Source organism: Staphylococcus sp. GDY8P131P, assembly GCF_017891975.1.
In the GTDB taxonomy this organism is placed as follows: Bacteria; Bacillota; Bacilli; order Staphylococcales; family Staphylococcaceae; genus Staphylococcus; species Staphylococcus nepalensis.
In genome coordinates, this window is the sequence record NZ_JAESKF010000020.1 from 75117 (window position 1) to 96670 (window position 21554).

Sequence of the window (21554 nt, forward strand, 5' to 3'; positions counted from 1 at the left end):
ATTTGTTATGAAAATGACGTTTAGATGGTACGGGAAAGATGATCCAATCAGTTTAGAGTATATTAAGCAAATTCCAGGTGTGAGAGGTATTGTTAGTGCGATTTACGATATTCCAGTAGGTGATGTATGGCCATTTGAAAAAATAAGCGCTTTGAAAAAAGAAATTGAATCAGCAGACTTAGAACTTTCAGTGATAGAAAGTGTACCAGTACATGAAGATATTAAATTAGGTAAACCGACTAGAGACCAATATATTGAAAATTATTGTCAAACCCTACGTAACCTAGGAAAAGCCGGTATCAAAGTAGTTTGCTACAATTTTATGCCTGTCTTTGACTGGACACGATCTCAATTAGATTATCGGTTAGAAGATGGTTCTACAGCACTGATATATAATGAATATGACATTGCTAAAATGGACCCACTAAAAGGAGAATTATCATTGCCTGGTTGGGATTCAAGTTATTCTAAAGAAGATTTGGCGTCTCTTTTTGAGGCGTATAAAGTGATAGATGAAGAAAAATTATGGGAACATTTAGCATATTTTATAAATAAAGTAATCCCAGTAGCAGAAGAAGAAGACATATTAATGGCCATTCATCCAGATGACCCACCTTGGAATATATTTGGCTTACCAAGAATTATAACGAGTAAGGCAAATCTAGAACGTTTTATTCAATTACATCCTTCAAAACATAATGGTTTAACGATGTGTTCCGGATCGCTAGGTTCAGATAAGAAAAATGATTTTCCAGATATGCTAACCTATTTTGGTAAAAAAGGGCGCGTACATTTCGTTCACGCGCGTAATGTGAAATTAGTTGGAGATAAATCATTCCAAGAGTCTGCACACTTATCTGAAGAGGGATCAATCGATATGTATAAAGTTATTAAAGCATTACATGATTTTGAGTATGAAGGGCCCATTCGGCCTGACCATGGACGCATGATTTGGGGAGAAATAGGCAAGCCTGGATATGGTTTATATGATCGCGCTCTAGGTGCAACATATTTAAATGGTTTATATGAAGCAATACAAAAAAGCAATCAAGTATAAGGAGGCTGTTACATGCTACCATTTAAAGTAGACTTAACGTATAAAACAGTTGTGATAACAAGTGGCGCCGACGTTATCGGAAGTAAATGATCAAAATCCTTAGCAAAATGTGGTGCTAATGTCGCAATCATTAATCATTGGTATGAATCAAGAAAAAGGTGAAGCAGTAGCCAAACGCATTGAAGGTATGGGAGGTAAAGCAATATTCATTGTTGCTAATGTTATAGACAAAAAAGCAGTAGAAAAAGCTAAGACAATCGTCCACAATACATTTGGCAAGATAGATATTTTGATTAATGGCGCTGGGGAGAACCACCCCTAGGTACCACAGACGATGAGCGATACGATGTCAACAGTCAAAAAGATTTGAAAACATTTTTTGATTTAGATGAACAATCTCTAGGTTTCATCTTCGATTTAAATTTTATAGGTACATTTATTCCATCACAAGTGTTTGCACAAGATATGATAGATAAAGAAGGCCCAGTGATGATTAACATTTCATCTTTGAACGCGTTTAGCCCTTTAACTAAAATACCGGCATACAGTGGTGCTAAAACTGCAGTAAGTAATTTCACCCAATGGCTAAGTGTTTATTTCTCACAAACGAATATAAGCGTTAATGCGATTGCACCTGGATTTTTATTAACAGATCAAAATAAATCACTACACTTAAATAAAGATGGAACTTATACAGAGCGTTCTCAAAAAATATTGAACGCAACACCTATGAAAAGGTTTGGGCAACCTGATGAATTGATAGGCGCATTATTATTTTTAATAAGTAAGCCAGCCTCTAGTTTTGTTAATGGTGTTGTCTTACCCGTAGATGGCGAATTTAATGCATATTCAGGCGTCTAAATAAACTTTAGAATGTAAAAGATAGAACTTGTATATAAATTGTATAAGTGCGAACTGAGCATAACCGCAGATGCGTTCAAAAAATGATAAAGCATAAATCATTTTTTATGAACACCTATGAAAGACCTAACAAAAGTATTTTTAGCATTAAGGAAATTAAGATTGTCAATCTGAATGGTCGCTAAAAAAAGAGAAAAAGATGAAAAGTGATAAATTTGTGAAATGAATCACAAAAACCTTTTAATTCTTAATATTATAGATTATGATAAGAGTGTAGAAGATACCAATGCTTAACGAAAGAAAAAATACGGAGTGATTATTAAATGAGAAAAGTAATTGAAGAAGTCATTTTTTCAAATGAAAGCAGTTATGAAATTTACACTCGTACGGGTGTGAACCAAGGTATTATCAATGATATTAAAGATGGATACAGAAGTATTGATTATATAGCTTATATTGATGCAGAAAAAATATACAACTATGGTTTAGAAAAAAAGCTACTAGTCAATAATTAATATGCTGTATTCATCTAGCAGTATTGAAGTTGAATACACGTATCTTTCATCGTATGATTTGTATTCAACTTCATGCATATTTTTCTCCCTAGTATCATCTTTCATGATTTATTTAGAGCCCTTAAAAAATAGAAAAGCCTATGTTACTGTTCATTTAGTAATGTAGGCTTTTCTTGTATTATATGTCGTTTAAGTTCATGTAACGTTTTTAATGTTAAACATAAGCTTTAAAGTTATGTTTGATTTCATTATAGTCATAAACAGCATTATACATACGCATTCGAATGTGATCTTCTGAAGCGTATGGAATGCGTAACTTATCACTTTCGTTTACAAACTTGCGGAATTCACGTTCTAATTGTTGTCGTTTAGTTAATGATAGTTTAAGCCAATCTTCTTTAACAAATAATTGTTCAAAGCGGAAACTAAAACTGGTTCTATCAATGGATTGTCTTAATTGTGTGATGCTGTCTTCAAAGTCCATAATAACCCCTCCTTAACGATATGATGAAATAATGATTAAGATATGTATTATATACCCACTTTATAATTAATTATGAAATATAGCAAGTGCTTCTTAATAAGATGAATTTTTGTTTTGTAAGCGGTTATCCATGGTAGAATACATGTGAATAGGGTAATTTAGTAATATAAATAATAATGAAATGAAAGGAAGATTAAATGGTTGAAATAGAAAATAAAGTTGCAATCGTTACTGGCGCAAGCAGTGGTATAGGTGCTAGTATAGCAGAGGAATTAGCTAATAAGGGTGTACAAGTATTATTATCTGGACGTAACGAAACACGACTTAAAGATGTTGCTGATCATATTCGTTCTAAGGAGAATGCTACACATATTGACTTATTAACAGTCGACGTAACACAACAAAACGATGTAGCACGTTTAGTTCAGTATGCAAAGGATAAGTTTGGTCATGTAGATATCTTGGTTAATAGCGCAGGACAAATGCTTTCTTCCGCTATTTCTGAAGGTGATGTAACCGCGTGGGATTCAATGATTGATGTAAACGTAAAAGGCACCTTATATGGTATTAATGCAGTCTTGCCAACTTTCTTACAACAATCCAGTGGACATATTATTAATATTGCTTCTATTTCTGGTTTTGAAGTCACGAAATCGAGTACAATTTACAGTGCTACAAAAGTAGCTGTACATACGATTACGCAAGGATTAGAAAAGGAATTAGCTAAAACAGGCGTTCGCGTTACGAGCATATCTCCTGGCATGGTGGATACACCTTTAAGCGGAGATACAGATTGGGGAGGACGTAAGAAATTAGACCCTCAAAACATTGCAGAAGCAGTAGTTTATGCATTACAACAACCAAGCCATGTGAATGTAAATGAAATAACAGTTAGGCCAGTTTAAGCTATTTTTCTGATGCCTTTGGGTATCATTCGGCAAATTAGACATGTATATCGTCCACGGAAAGTAGGAAGACAATGAATTTTAGGTATCTTAATAGCAATGATGTAGAAGCATATCGTTCACTTCGTTTGAAATCACTTCAAACGGATCCTAGAGGGTTTGCATCAACGTATCAACGAGAAATTAATTTCCCCATTGAAAATTTTAAAAAAAGGTTAGTTTGTACTTCTACCCATTTTACGATAGGTGCGTTTGATGGCGGAAAATTGGTTTGTTTTGCAACTTTTTATAGCGAAACCTTAAATAAAATTAAGCATAAAGGTAATTTAGTCGGGGTTTACTGTGACCCAAATTATAGAAAGTTAGGCATCACGCAACAATTAATTCAAAAAATAATTGATGTTGTGACTGAACAAGGTTTAATTAAAACGATAAACTTATCAGTACTTTCGGAAAATAACGCTGCTATTTCATTGTATAAAAAATTAGGTTTTAGCAAATATGGTGTAGAACCTAAAGCGCTATACGATGGTACTATTTATTACGATGAAGATTTAATGATATTGGAACTGTAGTTTAAAGTGATTTACTTTTAATAAGAGATAAAAAACATAATAATAGATGAAATTAAACTAGGCTAGGACATTAATTAAATGTCTTAGCCTGAATTTTTGTTATGCTGTAAATGCCTAATTTGAAATATGTATATGAGATATAGCCTCTTTACTAGACAGTAGTATAATAATGCAATTACATGCCTACGCTTATTGTATTGCGGTAATATATTATATAGCTGTACATTATAGTGAATTGGTGAAAGATTTTTATTTCAGTGATTTATGTTAAGTATCATAATATGAAAAGTTAATTTACTAAATAACGTCTATATAATAAACATGAAATTATTACATAACTATTATTTTAAAAATAATAATAATTAAGTTGATATTGATAATCGTTTTCAATTATAATGAAAGTAATATATTATGAAAGAGGTCATTATTTTGAAAAGAATTTTAATTACAATGTTATGTTTAATATTATTTTTAGCAGCATGCGGCAACGGGGATGATTCAAGTAAGTCCAATTCTAAAGAGGACAAAGGTACAAAATCCTATACTACGGATGATGGTAGTAAAGTTAAAATACCAAAAAACCCTAAAAGGGTATTAGTATTAACTGCCAATTATGGCAATTTTAAAAAATTAGGTGTTAAACCTATTGCGATAACGAGTGTTTTTCCTGATTCTAAATATTTAAATATGGATAAAATTAAAAAGATTGACCCAGAGGACGTTGAAGCGGCAGCCAAATTGAAACCAGATTTAATCATTACATATAAAGAAAATAAAAATAATAAAAAGTTATCGAAAATAGCACCAACTGTGCCACTTAAAGTTCAAAATATGGATTACAAAGATACACATATCGAAATAGGGAAGTTAGTCAATCAAGAAGCAAAAGCTAAAAAACAAGCCGACAAGCTTTCGAAAAAATTAGCGGAAGATGGTAAAGCAATCCAATCACATATCGGTGAAGATAAAACATTTTCAATTATGGATATCCAAGCTAAAGATATTTACCAATTCGGTCCCAGGTTTGGGCGGGGTAGTGAAGCAATATACGAAGGGTTTGGCTTAAAAGAAGATCCTGAAGCTAAAGAAGTGATGCCAAAAGAAAAATACATGAAAGTGCCAAAAGAAAAATTCAATGAATACTCAGGTGATTATTTATTAGTACCAACTGAAGATGGCCAAAAACCGAATAATAACTTTGTAAACTCTGATATATGGCATAACAATAAAGCTGTAAAAAATGATAATGTCATTTTTTATCCAATGGACGAAGCTATTTATGCAGACTTGATTTCTGTCGAAAAACAAGCAGAATTATTTAAAAAAGAACTTATGAAGTCATAATGATTATTTAAAAACTTGTATTTATATCGATAAAATAAAGCAGGAGTGATTGCGTGAAATTCACAAAATCACTCCTGCTTTTATGTTCAATAAAGATATATTCAAAGTAATTGAATTACCAATCTTTAATATCTGAACGTTCTCCTTTAAAGTTATTTGGTACTTGATGCCGTTGTGCAAGCACCGCTTCAACATCTTTAAATTCTATATTTAAAGCATGTAATAGTACGAAAAGGTGGTACATTAAATCAGCAGTTTCGTTTGTCACTTCTTGGTGATCAGATTTCATCGCACCGATGACAACTTCAAATGCTTCTTCACCAAATTTTTTAGTTATTTTTTCCAAACCTTCGTTTAACAAATATTGCGTATACGAATTTTCTTTATGAGATGCTGCGCTATCGCTCACGGCATCTTCTAATTGTTGTATATAAAACGGTACATCAGTATTGAAACAGCTTTGACTACCAGTATGACAAGTGGGGCCATTTGGTATTACATCAATTAGTAAAGTGTCTTGATCACAGTCTAAATGAATATCTTGCACAACTTGTGTATGGCCAGATGCTTCACCTTTAGTCCATAAGCGCTCTTTAGAACGAGAATAAAAACAAACTAATCCATGAGTGACTGTTTTGTTATAAGCTGCTTCATTCATATATCCAAGCATCAGTACTTGTTTCGTATTGACATCTTGTAATATTGCGGGTATAAGCCCTTTACTAAAATCTGGTTGTTGAGTCATCTAATTGGGATACCTCCTTGTGCCATTGTTTGTTTGATTTCATCTACCGTTGTTTCTTTATCATGTAGTATACTAGCAGCTAGTCCTGCTGATACATTAGTTTGTTTAAACAAGTCAACAAAATGTTTTGGTGTTCCACCGCCGCCTGAAGCAATAATGGGGATATTAACAAGTTGCTCAATTTCATGTAAGTGTTTGACATCAAAGCCTTGTTTCATACCATCATGCGTCATACTGGTAATTAAAAGCTCTCCAGCACCTAGTGACTCGACTTCTTGAACCCAATCATACACACGTTTGTCTGTACGTTTTTTTCCACCATGCGTATAACAAAAATAATCATTTAACTCACTGTCAAAGTTACTATCAATTGCTATACATATACATTGGCTACCAAATTTTTCACTAACTTGCTTAATAAAGTTAGGGTGATTTAATGCACTCGAGTTGAGAGAGACTTTATCAGCACCATGGTTTAACAATTGAGAAATGTCATCGATTGTGGATATACCGCCACCGACAGTCAACGGGATGAAAAGTTTTTCAGCAGTTTCTTCAATTACATCTAGCATGAGCCCGTGTCCGGCTTCCGTACGAGATATGTCTAAAAAGACTAACTCATCCGCGCCTTGCTCATTGTAATAAAGTGCGTAATCAACAGGATTACCAATATCGCGTAAGCCTTTAAATTGTATGCCTTTGACAACACGCCCATCTTTAACATCTAAACAGGGTATAATTCTTTTTTTAATCATGATAACCCCTCCCAAAAATCAGCGTTATGCGCGGCCTTACCAACGATTGCAGCATAGACACCAGCATTTTCTAATTGTGTTAAATCTTGTTGATGACGAATACCACCAGAAGCGATAACAGGTTTTTGAGTTGCTTTTACGAGTTGAGCAGTTATTTCAAAATTGGGCCCGGATAAGCGGCCGTCTTTAGAAATATCGGTATAAATGATACCGCCTAAGGGCAGCGACTCAATTTGTTTAACTAAATCAAATAAATCCAATTGTGCATCTTGTTCCCAACCATTTATTTTCACTTCACGATGATAAGCGTCTACCGAAAGATACAGTTGGTTTGGATATTCATGAGCCATTTCAGTTAACCAATCCATATCTTGAATGCCTTTAGTCCCTATAATACAATAGTCAATGCCATCATCTAGGTAGGCATCTATAGTTTCATGACTACGGATTCCACCACCGACTTCCATAGGTTTATTTGTTAAGGTTCTTAGGTGTTTAATGTAGTTTTTTTCAATTGAGGTTTGTTGCTTTGCGCCGATTAAATCAACGATGTGAATACGATTGACACAGTTAAATTGATTGTAAAAAGTAATGCTTTCTTCAGCGCTACGTGTCATTCTTTCTTCTGAATCATATTTTCCTTCTGTTAGCCTTACACTTGTTGCATTGATTAAATCAATTGCTGGCCAAATTTTAATCATTTAAGAAACCGCCTTTCAAAGCTTGGTTAAGTATAGCCAAACCACCTTCGCCACTTTTTTCTGGATGGAATTGGATGCCGATATAATTTTTATATTGGACGACTGCCGGAATTAATGCGCCATAATCTGCATAAGCAATCACGTGTTCAGACATTTCAGCTTGGTATGAGTGTACAAAATAGACGTCTTGTGTTAAAAGGTTACGGTTGCTAATTAAATTATTCCAACCCAAATGGGGTACTGGATAAGCTGTATGGATAGGTATAATATTTCCTGGGAAAAGTTGTAACCCGTTCACATGACCTTCATCACTATGCTCAAATAGCAGCTGCATACCTAGACAAATACCGATAATAGGCTTGTCTGTTATAGATTGTAAAATAGTTTTCAAACCACGATATTCAATAGCTTGCATAGCATCTTTAAAGTGACCTACGCCAGGCAAGATAATGATATCTGCTGCTATAATAGTTTCTTTTTTATCCGTTAATTTCGTTTCATAGCCTAAATGTGTTATCGCACGTTGTATATTTTTAATATTACCTAAACCGTAGTCAATAATGGCAATCATTCAATCACGCCCTTAGAAGAGGGTGTAACCTTAATATCGATTGGTGTTAATGCATCTTTTAACGCACGCGCAAATGATTTAAAAATGCTTTCGATTTCATGATGCGTGTTACCACCACGTAGCAAATCAATGTGTGTTGTTAGACGTGAATTGATTACTAATGCTCTGAAAAATTCTTCTACAAGTTCAGTATCAAATGTGCCTACCTTCTCTTTGCTCAATTGCGCGTTAAAAGACAAGTAAGGCCGACCGCTAATATCTATTACTGTACGCGCTAGTGTTTCATCCATTGGTAAATAGCTTACACCATAGCGTTGAAAGTATTTTCGTTCTTTAACTAGTTCTAATAATAATTGGCCAAGTACAATACCGATATCTTCTGTAACATGATGGTCATCTACTTGTGTATCACCATTTGCTTCTATTTTGATAGATAATTGACTGTGAAATGTAAAGAGTGTCAACATATGATCTAAAAATCCAACACCTGTATTAATATGGCTTTCACGGTGGTCATCAGCAAGAGAAATCGTTAATTGGGTTTCAGCTGTATTGCGTGTTTTGTTGACTATCATAGTTTGACCTCCAATTTTTAATAAGCGTATATAATTCATCTAATTGTTCATCTGTTGCAATAGAATAGCGTACATAATCAGCCATTTCTGGTTCGTCATATAATCTCGGTAAGTAACCATGCGCTTTAATATATCTACCCAAACTTTGTGCAGTTGCGCCTTTAGTTAAGACAAAATTAGTTGCAGAAGGATAGACAACCATTACATCTGATACTAATTCATTAAACATTGCTTTAAGTTTATGTGCGAGTTGTCTTTGATGTTTTACAAAATCACGTATCATTGCTTGATGTTCAAACATGTAAATTGCAATATGAAGTGTGATGGTATTTAAGGGATAAGGGTGTTCGATTCTTTGAATGAGTTGAATTGTGTCTGTTGTACCAATTAACACACCTAGACGCAACCCAGCAATTCCGAATGCTTTAGAGAGCGTGCGCATTTGAATGATATGAGGTTGCATCTTGATGTCATAAGGCTCACCAAAATCTAAGTAAGCTTCATCGATAATAAAATACCCGCCCACAGCATGCATCTTGTCAGCAATAGCTGTTAAAAAAGTTGTGCTATATTGCACACCTGATGGATTATGTGGGTTACTCATAATAAAGAATGACGGTTGTACTTCCTCAATACGATTAAGAATATCTTCGAGAGCAAAAGTTAAATCTGGATTTGACGATACAAATTCAATAGGGCGCGCAACCTGTTGTGCGTATGCTTGGTACATAAAAAAATCAGGGTTCAATGTTAACGCTGGGCCTTCTGGCATGATTAACATCAATTTTTGAATTAGTTCGTCAGATCCATTACCAGCGATGACTTGATCCGGTAATATTTGATGGTACTCAGCGTAAGCTTGTTTAAAGCGTTCATATTCATCATCGGGGTAAAGATTAAATGCCGCCTGTCGAATAATTGTTGCAAGCTGTTCATTAGATAATGGTTTGAGTGGGCTTTCATTTTTGTTAATTCTGATCATTGTGCGTCTCCTTTGCTGTTCGTGTTTCAATTGATTGTTCGTGGTTATATAAGTGCTCAACGTTCGCTAACCTACGTGCTGATTGTTCGATATCATTAAATGTCTGTTGGGATAAATCTATGACAGAATGACGTGTTAAGAAATCATTTACAGATAATCCATTTGTAAAACGTGCCGTTTGATTCGTAGGCAGCACGTGACTTGGACCAGCAACATAGTCGCCAATCACTTCAGGAGAATAATGACCTAAGAAAAGTGCGCCTACATATTTCACATGATTTAAATAATTGTATGGTTGTTTAGTTTGAATAGAAGCGTGTTCTGGAGCAATTTGATTCATCAAATCGCATGCTTCTGCGAAATCGTCTACTGCAATTAAAAAATGGTTATGTGCCAAACTTGCTGCAACGATGGGTTGACGTTCAATTTGTGATAGGGCTTGTTGAATTTTATCTTCTAATTGGTGTAATAATACTTCATCTTCACTGATAACAAATGTTCTAGCCAATTCATCATGCTCTGCTTGCGCAAAAACATCATAAGTGATGGCATCTAAATCAGCTGTATGATCAATGATTAGCGCAATCTCACTTGGGCCAGCAATTTGATCTATACCGACTTGACCAAATAAATACTTTTTAGCGTAAGCAACATATTGATTTCCAGGGCCGACAATTTTATCTACCTTGGGAATAGTTTCTGTGCCATAAGCAAGCGCAGCAATACTTTGAGCACCTCCTACTTGATAAACTTGATCAACCCCAGCAATATAACATGAAGCAAGTACAACATCAGGTAAGCCTTCGGGTTGTGGTGGCGTTACGACTACGATATTGCTCACGCCGGCAACTTTTGCAAGCGTTACAGTCATTAATACGGTAGAAGGATAGCTGGCTTTCCCACCTGGAACGTAGACACCAACCCGTTCTAAAGGATGATATAACTCATAACATTCAGAAGATGTTTGTTGATGATCATATTTAATTGAGGTTTGATACGCTTTGATTCTTGCGTGGCTATGTTCAAGTGCTTCACGTAGTGATGCATCAATACGGTTATAGGCTATTTTTAAGTTATCTTTTGGAATTTCTAATTGGGGCGTATCTACATGATCTAATTGTTGATTATAATGTTTTAATGCTTCATCGCCTTGTTGCTTAACGTTGTCACAAATGGACTTAACAATGGGATATAAATCTTCATTTAATGATGATTGATTTAAATAGTTATTTAAAAATGTTGATTTATTTGTAATCAATGAGAGACACCTCCAATATTTTAATTAAATCATCGATTTCAGATGATTTTTTAAAGTATGATGCTTTATTTGTAATCAATTTTGCATTAACATTTTTAATCTGATCTTTTTCGACTAAACCATTTGATTTTAAAGTGGTGCCTGTTTGAACGATATCAACTATACCATCTACCATATCGACTAAACATGCTAATTCGATTGAACCAGATAGCTTAACAAGTTCTACATCTAGACCCTGTGCTTCAAAATACTGACGTGTCGTTTGTGTAAATGAAGTCGCAACTTTATTAAATGTATGTGTCTCTGGTTTAGCCGCTAGTGCGAAATGACACTCACCAAACGGTAAATCAAGCAAATTATTAATAACATAATTGCCTTCCTCTAATATATCGCTTCCGACAATACCGATATCTGCTACACCTTGTTCTACATAAATCGGTACATCACTACCTTTTACTAAAATGAATTGTATTTCATTTACAGTTATTAATAATTGGCGTTCTCTTTGTTCCAGTGCACGCGCGATGTTTGGTTCTTCAACCTCATTTAAATACTTAATAAAACTTTTAAGTAGTCTCCCTTTTGCTAATGCGACAGTAAGCATGACATTCTCTCCTTTGTTAAAGTATAAATCCTAAACCAAAACCTTCTAACGGGCCTTTATAAAATCCACCTGTGAGTCGTTTTGTTTTGTTGTTTTTTAAATGACATCTCATAAAAGCGCCTTTGTAATAAGAGCGCGGCGGCTGGGGTGTGATATCTAAATGAATTTCTGTAATGCCTTGTGATTTAAACCATTGTTCCCAACGACGTAATGATTGAATGGTACGGTGATCATTGGGAAACAATTGACCTAATAGATCGAGCTGCTCAGTTGTTTTAGTAGTTAATAATTGAACCACAGGGTGAGCAAGACCTAATTGAGCTGATAACTCTGAAATATTACGCTCTTGTACAAGGTTTAAAATACGTTGTGTTTGAGCTTTAGAAGATAATAATAAATCAATTAATTGATAATGACCTAAGATGACGAAATCAATATCATCGTTCAATGTATATTTAATATATTGGTAAAATGTTTTAAAGTCGTTTTGCATATCATTAACAGTTGGGTTGTAATGTTCAATACCCAACTGAGTATAAACTTCATTATTTCTGACAATTGGTCCAGCATAGGCAATGCATTGTTGTTGCGGTTGATAGTTACTATAGTAACGTAGTAATTGATCAGTAAAATCATTGCGTAACGCAAAAATATGATGGTCATGTTGCCAAAAACTACGCTCAGTCATTTGTTGTAAATCATCAGAAGTAAGTGATTGCCAAGATAAAGATTCTATAAAACTAAAATCAACAAGACTAAAACCTGCTTGCTGAAAGTGTTTTAAAAAATCTAATTCATATTCTTTATTAGTAATAAGTGTTTGCGTATTCATAATATAATGACCATCCTTTATTGATTACTTTGTTTCTCTACCGAACTAAAGTGAATTGATAAAACATACTTTAACACAGTTAAATTTAGAATTCAATAAATATTCAGAAAATAATTGTTACCATTTATTTAGAAGGATAGTTGGTATATTGTTTTTAGATCATAAAGTTAAGAAGGGATTAGGGTAGAAATCGTATTTTATAAAATGATTTCGCTACCCGACCCAATAAGGAAGAATAGGGAAAAGAAATACAAGCGCTAAGGCGCTTGTATAAGGGCTAGCATTTTAAAAGAATGCTTTACAGTTTCTGTTTATATGATATTATTGCTTTCCTTGTTCTACGTATTTGAGCATTTCTTCTTTAGGTACCATATTCCCTCCTGTCGCCCAAACGATATGGTTAGCGTTAGCTAGGTTAATTTTATGGCTATCTGCATGATTTAATACTTCCTTTATTCCTGCGAAGCCTGCAGCTGCAGATGGTTCAATAAATATTTGTTCCTTTTCACTAAGCATATATAAATAGCGATACATTTGTTGATCTTCTATTGTATAAGCACCATATAATAATGTGTTCATAATTTCACCAACCAGTGTAGAAGGTCTCGAGACTGCAAGGCCATCTGCATCTGTCTGTCCATCTAAACCAATATCTGTGACAGCTATTTGGTCATGATATTGTGTCATCATGCCTAAAGTCATACAAGGCGCATGTGTTGGTTCAGCGAATAGACAATATACATGCTCACCAAATACTTGGTTCAAACCAAAAGCGACACCACCAGGGCCACCGCCAACACCACAGGGTAAGTATACAAAAAGGGGATGCTCTGCATCTACTTGTATCCCTTCATTACTGAGTTGTGTTTTTAATCGTAATGCAGCGACTGTGTAGCCTAAAAATAAATCAGCAGAACCTTCATCATCAACAAAATGGCATGTAGGATCACTTTCTGCAGCTTTTCTTCCTTCAGCTACCGCATATTGATAATCAGATTGATGCTCTACCACTTCAACACCATGGGAGCGGAGTAAGTCTTTCTTCCATTGACGCGCATCACTAGACATATGCACGGTTACTTGAAAACCAAACTGGGCGCTCATCATACCAATACTTAAACCGAGATTGCCAGTTGAACCCACGGCAACCGTATATTGGTTAAAGAGATCCTTAAAATAGGGCTCTGCTAAAACTTGATAATCATCAGATTGTTTTAAACTACCATCTTGTATAGCAATTGTTTCAGCTAATTTAAGAACTTCATATATGCCACCTCTCGCTTTAATAGAACCTGATATAGCAAGATGACTATCGCATTTAAGCCATAATTTACCACTTTGTTCGAGATGTTCAGATTTAGTTAATGCTTGTTGCATGAAAGGGATTGCTTTTAGTGGAGATTCGATGATGCCATTATCTTTTTCGGTTTCAGGAAAAACTTTACGAATATAACTGCTAAAACGTTCTAATCTTGCTGCTGCATCTTCTATGTCATTCAATGTAAAAGGAAATGTTGCATTTTTACGGAAATTTGGATTTTTCCAAAATATAGGGTTATAGTGTTGCATTTCATTTATTAATGGAAAATGCGCTTTTAATTTTTTAAGTTCTATCATGGATAAACCACCTCGTATAGGAAATTATATGCATTCATTATAACAAAGATTAATAATTGAAATGGGTTTAAAACCAAAATGTATAACGACATATATGAGGTTGAATAGCAAAGAGCATGTCATAATGAAAATGTCATATTTCATGGATGGTGTCTGATGGATGAAATTTAATTTGTCATTGAGTATTAAGATTATAAAAACGCCTCAGACGTTAATTTATGTCTCAGGCGCTTTTTGGTTATAGGTAAAGTTAATTTTAAGCATGATTACAAGTACACTCAGCGTTTAAAAGTGTCTTTTAATTTAGAAAACCATCTATTTTTAGATTGTATGGGAGATGCTTCAGGGCGGGTTGAAGCTTCCTTCAATTTTTGGCCAAATGTGATAGCTTCTTTCATTAGATAGGCTTGAGAATTTAATGGTGACAAATTGTTATGAATGTAATGATAATGCCCTTGTTGGTCTTGATAACGACCTTTTTGGTTATCTGATAATTGTAAATTCATATAGTCTAATAAACGTTTTGCGATGGCTTTATCTTCTACCGGGAACAATATTTCTACGCGTTTAATCATATTACGTGTCATTGCATCAGCTGAAGAGAGATAAATTTGTTCATCTCCGTTGTTATGAAAGTAATATATGCGCGAATGCTCAAGAAAACGGCCAACGATACTTACGACCTCTATGTTGTCGCTGATGCCTGGTATACCAGGTTTTAAGCAACATATACCACGAATAATTAATTGAACTTGAACACCAGCACGTGAGGCTTCAAATAGTTTAAGAATAATATCTTTATCTGTTAAAGAGTTCATCTTCATCATAATTTTCCCATTACCATGTTCAAGGTGAAGTTTAATTTCATTATCGATTCGAGCTAAAAATACATCACGTATATCATATGGTGCAACAATGAGCTTATTATATTCCGGTTTAAGTGTATAGCCGCTCAGGTAATTAAAGAAGTTGATGGCATCTTCTGCTATTGCTTTGTTTGTTGTGATGATACCCATATCTGTATATAATTTTGCAGTTTTGTCATTGTAGTTTCCAGTACCTAAATGTACAAATGAGGTAAGTTGATTATTAGTACGTTTCACTACGAGCGAAATTTTACTGTGTGTTTTTAAATAAGTCATGCCATAAATGACATGACACCCTGCGTCTTCTAACATTTTAGCCCATTGAACATTATTTTCTTCATCAAAGCGTGCTTTTAATTCAACAAGCACTGTCACTTGTTTACCATTTTCAGCAGCTGTCTTTAAACTATTGATAATAGGAGAATCTTTACTTACACGATACAGTGTTTGTTTGATGGCAATTGTACTAGGATCATTTGCAGCTTCACGAATAAAGTCTACAATTGGTTCAAATGATTCATAGGGGTGATGAAAGAAAATATCCCGTTTTAAAGATAAATCAAATATATCTTCACTTTCTAATGATTGAGGTGGTTGTGGTACATATTTGTTATAAGTTAAATGCTTTAACCGATTAGATAAGTAATCAACTAGCCCAAACAACATAGTTAAATCCAAAGGACCGTCTACAAAATAGACATCGTTGTCATAAACTTCCAGTTGGTTCATAATCCAGAGGATGTCTTCATGCGTTGCGTGTCGTCCATCTACCTCTAAACGCACTGCGGTACCGCGTTTTCGCTCTTTTAAAAAGCGTTCTATTTCAATTAATAAATCCTCGGCACCATCTTCATGAATGGTTAAGTCTGCATTACGTGTGATCCTAAATGTAAAGGTGTTTAATACCTCGTAGCCAGTAAACAAAAGATGAATATAAAATATAATGATATCTTCCAACATTAAAACGTATTGAGTTTGCCCTTGATTTAACGTATAAAATCGTGGGATTAATGAAGGAATTTGTACAATAGCTGAATTGATTGCTTCTTCTGTGTCGATATCTACAAATATGTTTAAACTTTTATTATTAAGTTTTGGGAAAGGATGGTAAGCATCAATACCTAATGGTGTTAATGTAGGTAAGATACCTGTTTTAAATTCGTGTTCTAATTGCGACAATAATGACTCAGGTAATAATTCAGGACGTGTTATTTCAACACGGTGTTGTTTTAAATTTTCAGTTAACGCTTTATAACGTTTATATTGTAAATCTACGTATTTTGTATTTTTAATCTTTATTTGTTCGAGCTGTTCTTTAGGCGTTAATTGTGCTTTATTCTCTGGTTTATCATATCCCATTTTAACTTGGTCTTGTAAACCAGCTACACGAACCATAAAAAATTCATCTAAATTGGAACTAAATATAGAAATGAATTTAAGTTGCTCTAATAATGGATTATTTTTATCCTCTGCTTCTTGTAACACTCTATAGTTAAAGTCCAACCAGCTTAATTCTCTATTGTTATAATAATTTGGTAAATTTAAATCCTTCTCTCCCAATTTCTTCTGCACCATTCTAATTCCACCTTATTGTAGTCTTAATAACATGTTTTACTACGTATAATTTATCATATGAATTTTAAGATTTTGTAAAGATGATAGAAAGATTTTCTTTTAAAATTTTCTCGATATGTTTTTTTTGTCTAAGAGATTGGTATGATTCAGCAATTGGTTCACCAATATAATGAACGTATAACGTGAATCCATTACTATCGTGACGTAATTCGAGACGTTCAACGGGGTTTGTATGTGATATGTTGAGCGCGTTTACAAATTTGATAATGCCACCTAAAAATTGAATGTTATCTAACGCTTTACCGCGTAGCCATTTCGTTTCTTGATTGTAAAATTTTAACAGTGATTTATTTTTAAAGCTTGCCAACATTGCTAATTTGACACGATCTTCATGTGAGAAGCCATCAATCATTGAATTCGCAATAATATAATAGGTGTGGGGCGAACTCGAATCAGAATCAATAAATCTACCTAAATAATATAAATACGCGCCTTCAACAAATAGTGCTTGTTCTTTATGAGTAACTTGAATTTTGTCTAGTTCAATAAGCTGCGTTAACAATGACTGGGCTAATTTGACGCGTTGTTTTGCACTTGATTCTTCAATGCTATACTCGTTAGCCAAATGATATAATGCATCTTTTTGAATATTTTCTTTTCTAAATTCTCGAGGATGGCGTTCAGCGATTGTTTTCATAACATAACCTTCACGTAGTCCTTTACGTGAGAAAGTAAAGTGTGTGGCATTTATCTTTTTGAACAGTGTTTTAAATACGGAAACTGCAGGTATTATGATGTCTATGCGATCTCTACTTAATCCATCTATGTCTTTTAACGCGTCACGGGAACTTTTCTTGATTATTGTATAAACCTCATCAATATCTTCCTCAGACATTGTGTAGTTATGAACGCCACCGATAGGGTAAGAATGCTCAGATTGATGTATACGTGCAACATTACGAGCTGAGCCACCAATTCCTACTAAGGCAATTTCTCTATCTTGTAACCATGGAAGTTGTTCAAATTGCTTGGATAAGAATTTCTCCATCGCTTTAATAGCAGATTTATCATTATGATCTTTATTTTCAAAGAATTTTCGTTTTAATGTTACCACGCCAAATGGAAAACTATGTGCTTCAATCATTGCCTTATCTTTGAATAAAGTGACTTCTGTAGAGCCACCACCGATATCGATAGACACACCGTTTTCTACATCAGTTGTGTGTGTGATGGCATAAAACCCATAAAATGCTTCTTCTTGCTCAGGGATAATTTTAATATTTATATTAAGTTCATTTTTGATATGTTCGATAATAGCGTGTTGGTTCGTAGATTGTCGTATCGCGGCAGTAGCAATAGGATGTAATTCATTTACTTTGAATTTATCGGCAACTGCTTTAAAACTGTGTAGTGTGGATGTCAATACGTCGATACCATCTTGGTTCATAGTTAAATCATCGGTTAAGTATTGGCTCAAACGTGCCGGTGTTTTAATATTTAAAATTTCATTTAATCCTGTTTTTGAATCGAACTCAAAGATAACTAATCTAATTGTATTTGATCCGATATCTACTAGGCCTATGCGTTCCATAATGTCCTCCTAAACAAGTGAGGTAAATTTACTTTTGTAAGTATTATTTACCCATTTTTGTTCTTTATATTACAATAAATAACATAATTTGTGATACTTTATTTAAATATTATTCAATTAAACATTTATTTTTTTGAACAGATCTATCTTTGATATTTAAAAATCTATTAATAACTGTTGGTTTTTCTCTCATATTTGAAGACACCGTAACGACCTCCTTCAGTAAGTTATCGAAATTATAACAAACTCATTTTGAAATTAGTATTATAAATTTTTAAAAATATATTGTAAGTATGTGACAAACAAGTAGTAGCAATAGATAAGACTACATATAAGTTTCAAAGTTAATTAAAAAAGGAAATGAATAAAATAAAGAGGGTTGAAACAGAAGAAAGAAAAATTAAAAAAGAGGTGTAATATATGGGAAGATTAGATAACAAAATCGCTGTATTAACTGGTGTGAGTACCGGCATTGGAGCAGCCGCTGCTCGCATTATGGCTGAGGAAGGCGCGCACGTGTTAGCTGTCGATATATCAGAATCTGTCCATGACACTGTGAAAGCAATTAATAATGCCGGGTATAAAGCTTCAGGCTATACAGTTGATGTCTCAGATGAGCATGCTATAGAACGACTGGTTCAATCTATTGAATCGGATTATGGACAAATTGATGTATTATTTAATAATGCAGGTGTTGATAACCCAGCAGGCCGTATTCATGAATATCCAATTGATGTATTTGACAAAATTATGAGTGTAGATTTAAGAGGAACATTTCTCATGACAAAGTTTTTCTTACCATTAATGATGTCAAAAGGCGGTTCCATTATTAATACTTCGTCATTTTCGGGCCATGCTGCAGACCTAAATCGTTCGGGTTATAATGCCGCAAAAGGAGGCATTATTAATTTTACGCGTTCAACGGCAATTGAATACGGCCGTGAAAATATTAGAGCAAATGCAATCGCTCCCGGTACTATAGAAACGCCACTTATAGATAAATTGACGGGGACAAAATCCGAGGAAAATGGACAAATATTCAGAGAAAATCAGAAGTGGATGACGCCTTTAGGTCGATTAGGAACGCCTGAAGAAGTAGGTAAACTTGTTGCATTTTTAGCATCAGATGATAGCTCGTTTATCACTGGTGAATCAATTACAATCGACGGTGGTGTGATGGCATACACATGGCCAGGTGAAATGTTGAGTGATGATAGTTGGAAAAAATCCACTAAATAACGAATTGCTAAATTCATATAATTTGAAACCAAATGTTATAAAGTGGTATTAAAAAGCCGTGAGCAAATCAATTTGATTAATGCTCACGGCTTATCTTATTTCATATTTAGTTTATTACCAGATGATTTCATCCACTGTTTCATCATTTAGAGATTTGACTATTTCAGTTACTAAGGCTACAGAGTTTTTATAATCGTCTGTATGCAATACGGAAACATTGGAGTGCATATAACGTAGTGCAACACCAATTGATACTGTAGGAATACCTTCGTTAGCGACATGAATACTACCAGCGTCAGTGCCGCCACCAGGCGTGGAATCTAATTGAATATCTATGTTATGTTTTTGAGCAACTGCTTTGATGTGTTTTGTAAACCCAACATGGCCTATGTTGGATGCGTCCATAATAATGACAACCGGTCCTTGACCAATAGCCGTTTCGCTTGTTTGGCCAGACATGCCTGGTGTGTCATATGCAACAGCTACGTCTACTGCAAGTGCTAAGTCAGGTTTGATTTTATTAGCTGCAACTTTGGCACCACGAAGACCGACCTCTTCTTGTACATTTGCACCCGAGACTAAGTTAATATCGATAGATGCGTTGGTAAGGTTATTTAAGACATCTACCGCAAGGGCACAACCATAACGATTGTCAAAAGCTTTTGCAGTTAAATATTTATTGTTCGCAAGTGTTTCAAATTCACTATATGGTGTGACCATATTACCAATTTCAATACCGAATTGTTCAGCTTCTTTCTTACTTTTTACGCCAATATCAATAAACATATCTTTGATTTCTACGTTTTTTTTACGTTCTTCAGGCGATAATACATGTGGTGGTTTTGAACCAATGATGCCCCTGATTTTTTTGCCATGATCCGTTGTGATTGTCACTTTTTGTGATAACATAACTTGGTTCCACCAACCGCCAATAGGTGTGAATTTTAGGAAACCATCGTTATCGATTTTAGTCACTACAAAACCAATTTCATCTAAATGGCCTGCCACCATTAATGTTTTATTTCCGTTAGTAGTAGATTTTTTTCCAAATATACCCCCTAAATTGTCTTCGACGATTTCATCACTTACGGGTGTTAAATAATCGCGCATAAGTGTTTTTACCGCTTTTTCATGTCCTGCGATGCCATCCACATCCGTTAACGTTTTTAATAATTTTACTGAATTGTCCATATAATTCCCCCTAATATGATAATTATATTTATTTTATCATGAACTGCTAGATATTCTAATGGATTGCACTTTGGACCCTTCATTTGTAAAAAATATAACACGTTAATTTAATTCTTAGTAATTTGCTAAGACTAAAAAGGTGCAATCGAATCTTTTCCGTGATTCAATATAAATATAGATAAAGTGGGGGGATCAATTATGACGGAAATTAAACATTTAACATTTGGCTCAAATGATGCACCTATTAAAGTGGAATCATTTATAAATTTTGCGTGTCCTTATTGTAAAAATTATTTTTATGCTGCTGATACTGTATTAACGCCTTTAGTTGAGCAAGGAAAGGTGCAGCATGTCATTAAGCATTTTGATAAAACAAAACAAGCATTATTGAAAGGAACAGTAGCCAATATATATCTAGATTATCAACAACCAGAAACAACCTTAGAGATTATACGTGAGTTATATCAAACTCAGAACCAATGGAAAGTCGACTTTTCTACAATTGAAGCAAAGATGAAGCAAGCCTTTAATCTTTCACCTCATAAAGAAGCAGATGAACGTTCTTTAGCTATTCATGAAGAAGCATTTGAAAGAGGTATTAAAGGTATTCCTATTGTTTTTATCAATGATAATCCATTTGAATTTAATCCTTTAGATGATGATCAAGAAACAATAGAAGCCAAGTTAAACAAACAGATTAAATAAAAATAA

Annotated in this window: 21 protein-coding genes and 1 pseudogene; 8 read left to right on the top strand and 14 right to left on the bottom strand. The window is 34.2% G+C overall.

Annotation, left to right across the window (positions count from 1 at the left end; translation table 11 throughout):
• Nucleotides 1–7: 7 nt before the first annotated feature.
• From uxuA to KA894_RS13090, 3 genes and pseudogenes are all read left to right on the top strand, one after another.
• Complete coding sequence (uxuA, locus tag KA894_RS13080; RefSeq protein WP_119487859.1) at nt 8–1057, top strand: mannonate dehydratase; 1050 nt, start codon at nt 8–10, stop codon at nt 1055–1057.
• Nucleotides 1058–1069: 12 nt separating this feature from the next.
• Nucleotides 1070–1918: pseudogene (locus KA894_RS14955) on the top strand (SDR family oxidoreductase).
• Between the two features lie 323 nt (nt 1919–2241).
• The gene (locus tag KA894_RS13090; RefSeq protein WP_096808455.1) at nt 2242–2433 is read left to right on the top strand and encodes a hypothetical protein; all 192 of its coding nucleotides are present in this window, start codon (nt 2242–2244) and stop codon (nt 2431–2433) included.
• 214 nt (nt 2434–2647) lie between these two features.
• On the opposite strand, the gene KA894_RS13095 is transcribed toward KA894_RS13090, so the two are convergent.
• Nucleotides 2648–2917, bottom strand: a complete 270-nt coding sequence (locus tag KA894_RS13095; protein ID WP_096808456.1) for a DUF1413 domain-containing protein — start codon at nt 2915–2917, stop codon at nt 2648–2650.
• Nucleotides 2918–3114: 197 nt separating this feature from the next.
• On the opposite strand from KA894_RS13095, the gene KA894_RS13100 reads away from it, so the two are divergent.
• The 3 genes from KA894_RS13100 (at nt 3115) to KA894_RS13110 (ending at nt 5741) form a co-directional block, all read left to right on the top strand.
• Nucleotides 3115–3822 carry an SDR family oxidoreductase gene (locus KA894_RS13100; protein ID WP_096808457.1) on the top strand — a complete coding sequence of 236 codons (708 nt, stop codon included), beginning with the start codon at nt 3115–3117 and terminating at the stop codon, nt 3820–3822.
• Nucleotides 3823–3896: 74 nt separating this feature from the next.
• Complete coding sequence (locus KA894_RS13105; RefSeq protein ID WP_115341950.1) at nt 3897–4397, top strand: GNAT family N-acetyltransferase; 501 nt, start codon at nt 3897–3899, stop codon at nt 4395–4397.
• A gap of 429 nt (nt 4398–4826) precedes the next feature.
• Nucleotides 4827–5741: an ABC transporter substrate-binding protein gene (locus tag KA894_RS13110; RefSeq protein ID WP_096808459.1), complete on the top strand. Its 915-nt coding sequence runs from the start codon at nt 4827–4829 to the stop codon at nt 5739–5741.
• 115 nt (nt 5742–5856) lie between these two features.
• Here KA894_RS13110 and hisIE read toward each other — a convergent pair whose 3' ends face one another.
• The 12 genes from hisIE to ppx all read right to left on the bottom strand — a co-directional run bounded on the left by hisIE (nt 5857) and on the right by ppx (nt 18416).
• Nucleotides 5857–6486: a bifunctional phosphoribosyl-AMP cyclohydrolase/phosphoribosyl-ATP diphosphatase HisIE gene (gene hisIE, locus KA894_RS13115; protein ID WP_096808460.1), complete on the bottom strand. Its 630-nt coding sequence runs from the start codon at nt 6484–6486 to the stop codon at nt 5857–5859.
• A complete protein-coding gene (hisF, locus tag KA894_RS13120; protein WP_103373345.1) occupies nt 6483–7241 on the bottom strand; it encodes an imidazole glycerol phosphate synthase subunit HisF in 759 nt (252 codons plus the stop codon). Before hisF ends, hisIE begins: the two co-directional genes overlap by 4 nt.
• On the bottom strand, nt 7238–7942 hold the full coding sequence (hisA, locus tag KA894_RS13125) for a 1-(5-phosphoribosyl)-5-((5-phosphoribosylamino)methylideneamino)imidazole-4-carboxamide isomerase (RefSeq protein ID WP_119488109.1): 705 nt from the start codon (nt 7940–7942) through the stop codon (nt 7238–7240). Before hisA ends, hisF begins: the two co-directional genes overlap by 4 nt.
• Nucleotides 7935–8513, bottom strand: coding sequence for an imidazole glycerol phosphate synthase subunit HisH (hisH, locus tag KA894_RS13130; RefSeq protein ID WP_096808463.1), 579 nt, complete (start codon nt 8511–8513; stop codon nt 7935–7937). Before hisH ends, hisA begins: the two co-directional genes overlap by 8 nt.
• The gene (gene hisB / locus KA894_RS13135) at nt 8510–9088 is read right to left on the bottom strand and encodes an imidazoleglycerol-phosphate dehydratase HisB (RefSeq protein WP_096808464.1); all 579 of its coding nucleotides are present in this window, start codon (nt 9086–9088) and stop codon (nt 8510–8512) included. Before hisB ends, hisH begins: the two co-directional genes overlap by 4 nt.
• On the bottom strand, nt 9057–10070 hold the full coding sequence (locus KA894_RS13140; RefSeq protein WP_119488108.1) for a pyridoxal phosphate-dependent aminotransferase: 1014 nt from the start codon (nt 10068–10070) through the stop codon (nt 9057–9059). The genes hisB and KA894_RS13140 overlap by 32 nt, the downstream gene beginning before the upstream one ends.
• A complete protein-coding gene (gene hisD, locus KA894_RS13145; protein ID WP_369967532.1) occupies nt 10057–11325 on the bottom strand; it encodes a histidinol dehydrogenase in 1269 nt (422 codons plus the stop codon). Before hisD ends, KA894_RS13140 begins: the two co-directional genes overlap by 14 nt.
• Complete coding sequence (gene hisG / locus KA894_RS13150) at nt 11315–11932, bottom strand: ATP phosphoribosyltransferase (RefSeq protein ID WP_103373342.1); 618 nt, start codon at nt 11930–11932, stop codon at nt 11315–11317. Before hisG ends, hisD begins: the two co-directional genes overlap by 11 nt.
• Nucleotides 11933–11948: 16 nt before the next feature.
• Nucleotides 11949–12764 carry an ATP phosphoribosyltransferase regulatory subunit gene (locus tag KA894_RS13155; RefSeq protein ID WP_103373341.1) on the bottom strand — a complete coding sequence of 272 codons (816 nt, stop codon included), beginning with the start codon at nt 12762–12764 and terminating at the stop codon, nt 11949–11951.
• A gap of 321 nt (nt 12765–13085) precedes the next feature.
• The gene (locus tag KA894_RS13160; protein WP_103373340.1) at nt 13086–14381 is read right to left on the bottom strand and encodes a D-serine ammonia-lyase; all 1296 of its coding nucleotides are present in this window, start codon (nt 14379–14381) and stop codon (nt 13086–13088) included.
• A 278-nt stretch (nt 14382–14659) separates the two neighbouring features.
• Nucleotides 14660–16819: an RNA degradosome polyphosphate kinase gene (locus KA894_RS13165; RefSeq protein WP_170006909.1), complete on the bottom strand. Its 2160-nt coding sequence runs from the start codon at nt 16817–16819 to the stop codon at nt 14660–14662.
• Between the two features lie 67 nt (nt 16820–16886).
• On the bottom strand, nt 16887–18416 hold the full coding sequence (ppx, locus tag KA894_RS13170) for an exopolyphosphatase (protein ID WP_182478051.1): 1530 nt from the start codon (nt 18414–18416) through the stop codon (nt 16887–16889).
• 417 nt (nt 18417–18833) lie between these two features.
• Between ppx and KA894_RS13175 the strand changes: the two genes are divergently transcribed.
• A complete protein-coding gene (locus tag KA894_RS13175; protein ID WP_119488106.1) occupies nt 18834–19652 on the top strand; it encodes an SDR family oxidoreductase in 819 nt (272 codons plus the stop codon).
• A gap of 114 nt (nt 19653–19766) precedes the next feature.
• Here the strand turns inward: KA894_RS13175 and KA894_RS13180 are convergent, their stop codons facing one another.
• Nucleotides 19767–20843 carry a M42 family metallopeptidase gene (locus KA894_RS13180; protein WP_103373361.1) on the bottom strand — a complete coding sequence of 359 codons (1077 nt, stop codon included), beginning with the start codon at nt 20841–20843 and terminating at the stop codon, nt 19767–19769.
• 198 nt (nt 20844–21041) lie between these two features.
• Between KA894_RS13180 and KA894_RS13185 the strand changes: the two genes are divergently transcribed.
• Nucleotides 21042–21548, top strand: coding sequence for a thioredoxin domain-containing protein (locus KA894_RS13185; protein WP_119488105.1), 507 nt, complete (start codon nt 21042–21044; stop codon nt 21546–21548).
• Nucleotides 21549–21554 lie beyond the last annotated feature (6 nt).

Bases quoted from the DNA above. Each gene is read 5' to 3' on its own strand.
- uxuA (WP_119487859.1), top strand. From the start codon at position 8: ATGAAAATGACGTTTAGATGGTACGGGAAAGATGATCCAATCAGTTTA.
- KA894_RS13090 (WP_096808455.1), top strand. From the start codon at position 2,242: ATGAGAAAAGTAATTGAAGAAGTCATTTTTTCAAATGAAAGCAGTTAT.
- KA894_RS13095 (WP_096808456.1), bottom strand. From the start codon at position 2,917: ATGGACTTTGAAGACAGCATCACACAATTAAGACAATCCATTGATAGA.
- KA894_RS13100 (WP_096808457.1), top strand. From the start codon at position 3,115: ATGGTTGAAATAGAAAATAAAGTTGCAATCGTTACTGGCGCAAGCAGT.
- KA894_RS13105 (WP_115341950.1), top strand. From the start codon at position 3,897: ATGAATTTTAGGTATCTTAATAGCAATGATGTAGAAGCATATCGTTCA.
- hisIE (WP_096808460.1), bottom strand. From the start codon at position 6,486: ATGACTCAACAACCAGATTTTAGTAAAGGGCTTATACCCGCAATATTA.
- hisF (WP_103373345.1), bottom strand. From the start codon at position 7,241: ATGATTAAAAAAAGAATTATACCCTGTTTAGATGTTAAAGATGGGCGT.
- hisA (WP_119488109.1), bottom strand. From the start codon at position 7,942: ATGATTAAAATTTGGCCAGCAATTGATTTAATCAATGCAACAAGTGTA.
- hisH (WP_096808463.1), bottom strand. From the start codon at position 8,513: ATGATTGCCATTATTGACTACGGTTTAGGTAATATTAAAAATATACAA.
- hisB (WP_096808464.1), bottom strand. From the start codon at position 9,088: ATGATAGTCAACAAAACACGCAATACAGCTGAAACCCAATTAACGATT.
- KA894_RS13140 (WP_119488108.1), bottom strand. From the start codon at position 10,070: ATGATCAGAATTAACAAAAATGAAAGCCCACTCAAACCATTATCTAAT.
- hisG (WP_103373342.1), bottom strand. From the start codon at position 11,932: ATGCTTACTGTCGCATTAGCAAAAGGGAGACTACTTAAAAGTTTTATT.
- KA894_RS13155 (WP_103373341.1), bottom strand. From the start codon at position 12,764: ATGAATACGCAAACACTTATTACTAATAAAGAATATGAATTAGATTTT.
- KA894_RS13160 (WP_103373340.1), bottom strand. From the start codon at position 14,381: ATGATAGAACTTAAAAAATTAAAAGCGCATTTTCCATTAATAAATGAA.
- KA894_RS13175 (WP_119488106.1), top strand. From the start codon at position 18,834: ATGGGAAGATTAGATAACAAAATCGCTGTATTAACTGGTGTGAGTACC.
- KA894_RS13180 (WP_103373361.1), bottom strand. From the start codon at position 20,843: ATGGACAATTCAGTAAAATTATTAAAAACGTTAACGGATGTGGATGGC.
- KA894_RS13185 (WP_119488105.1), top strand. From the start codon at position 21,042: ATGACGGAAATTAAACATTTAACATTTGGCTCAAATGATGCACCTATT.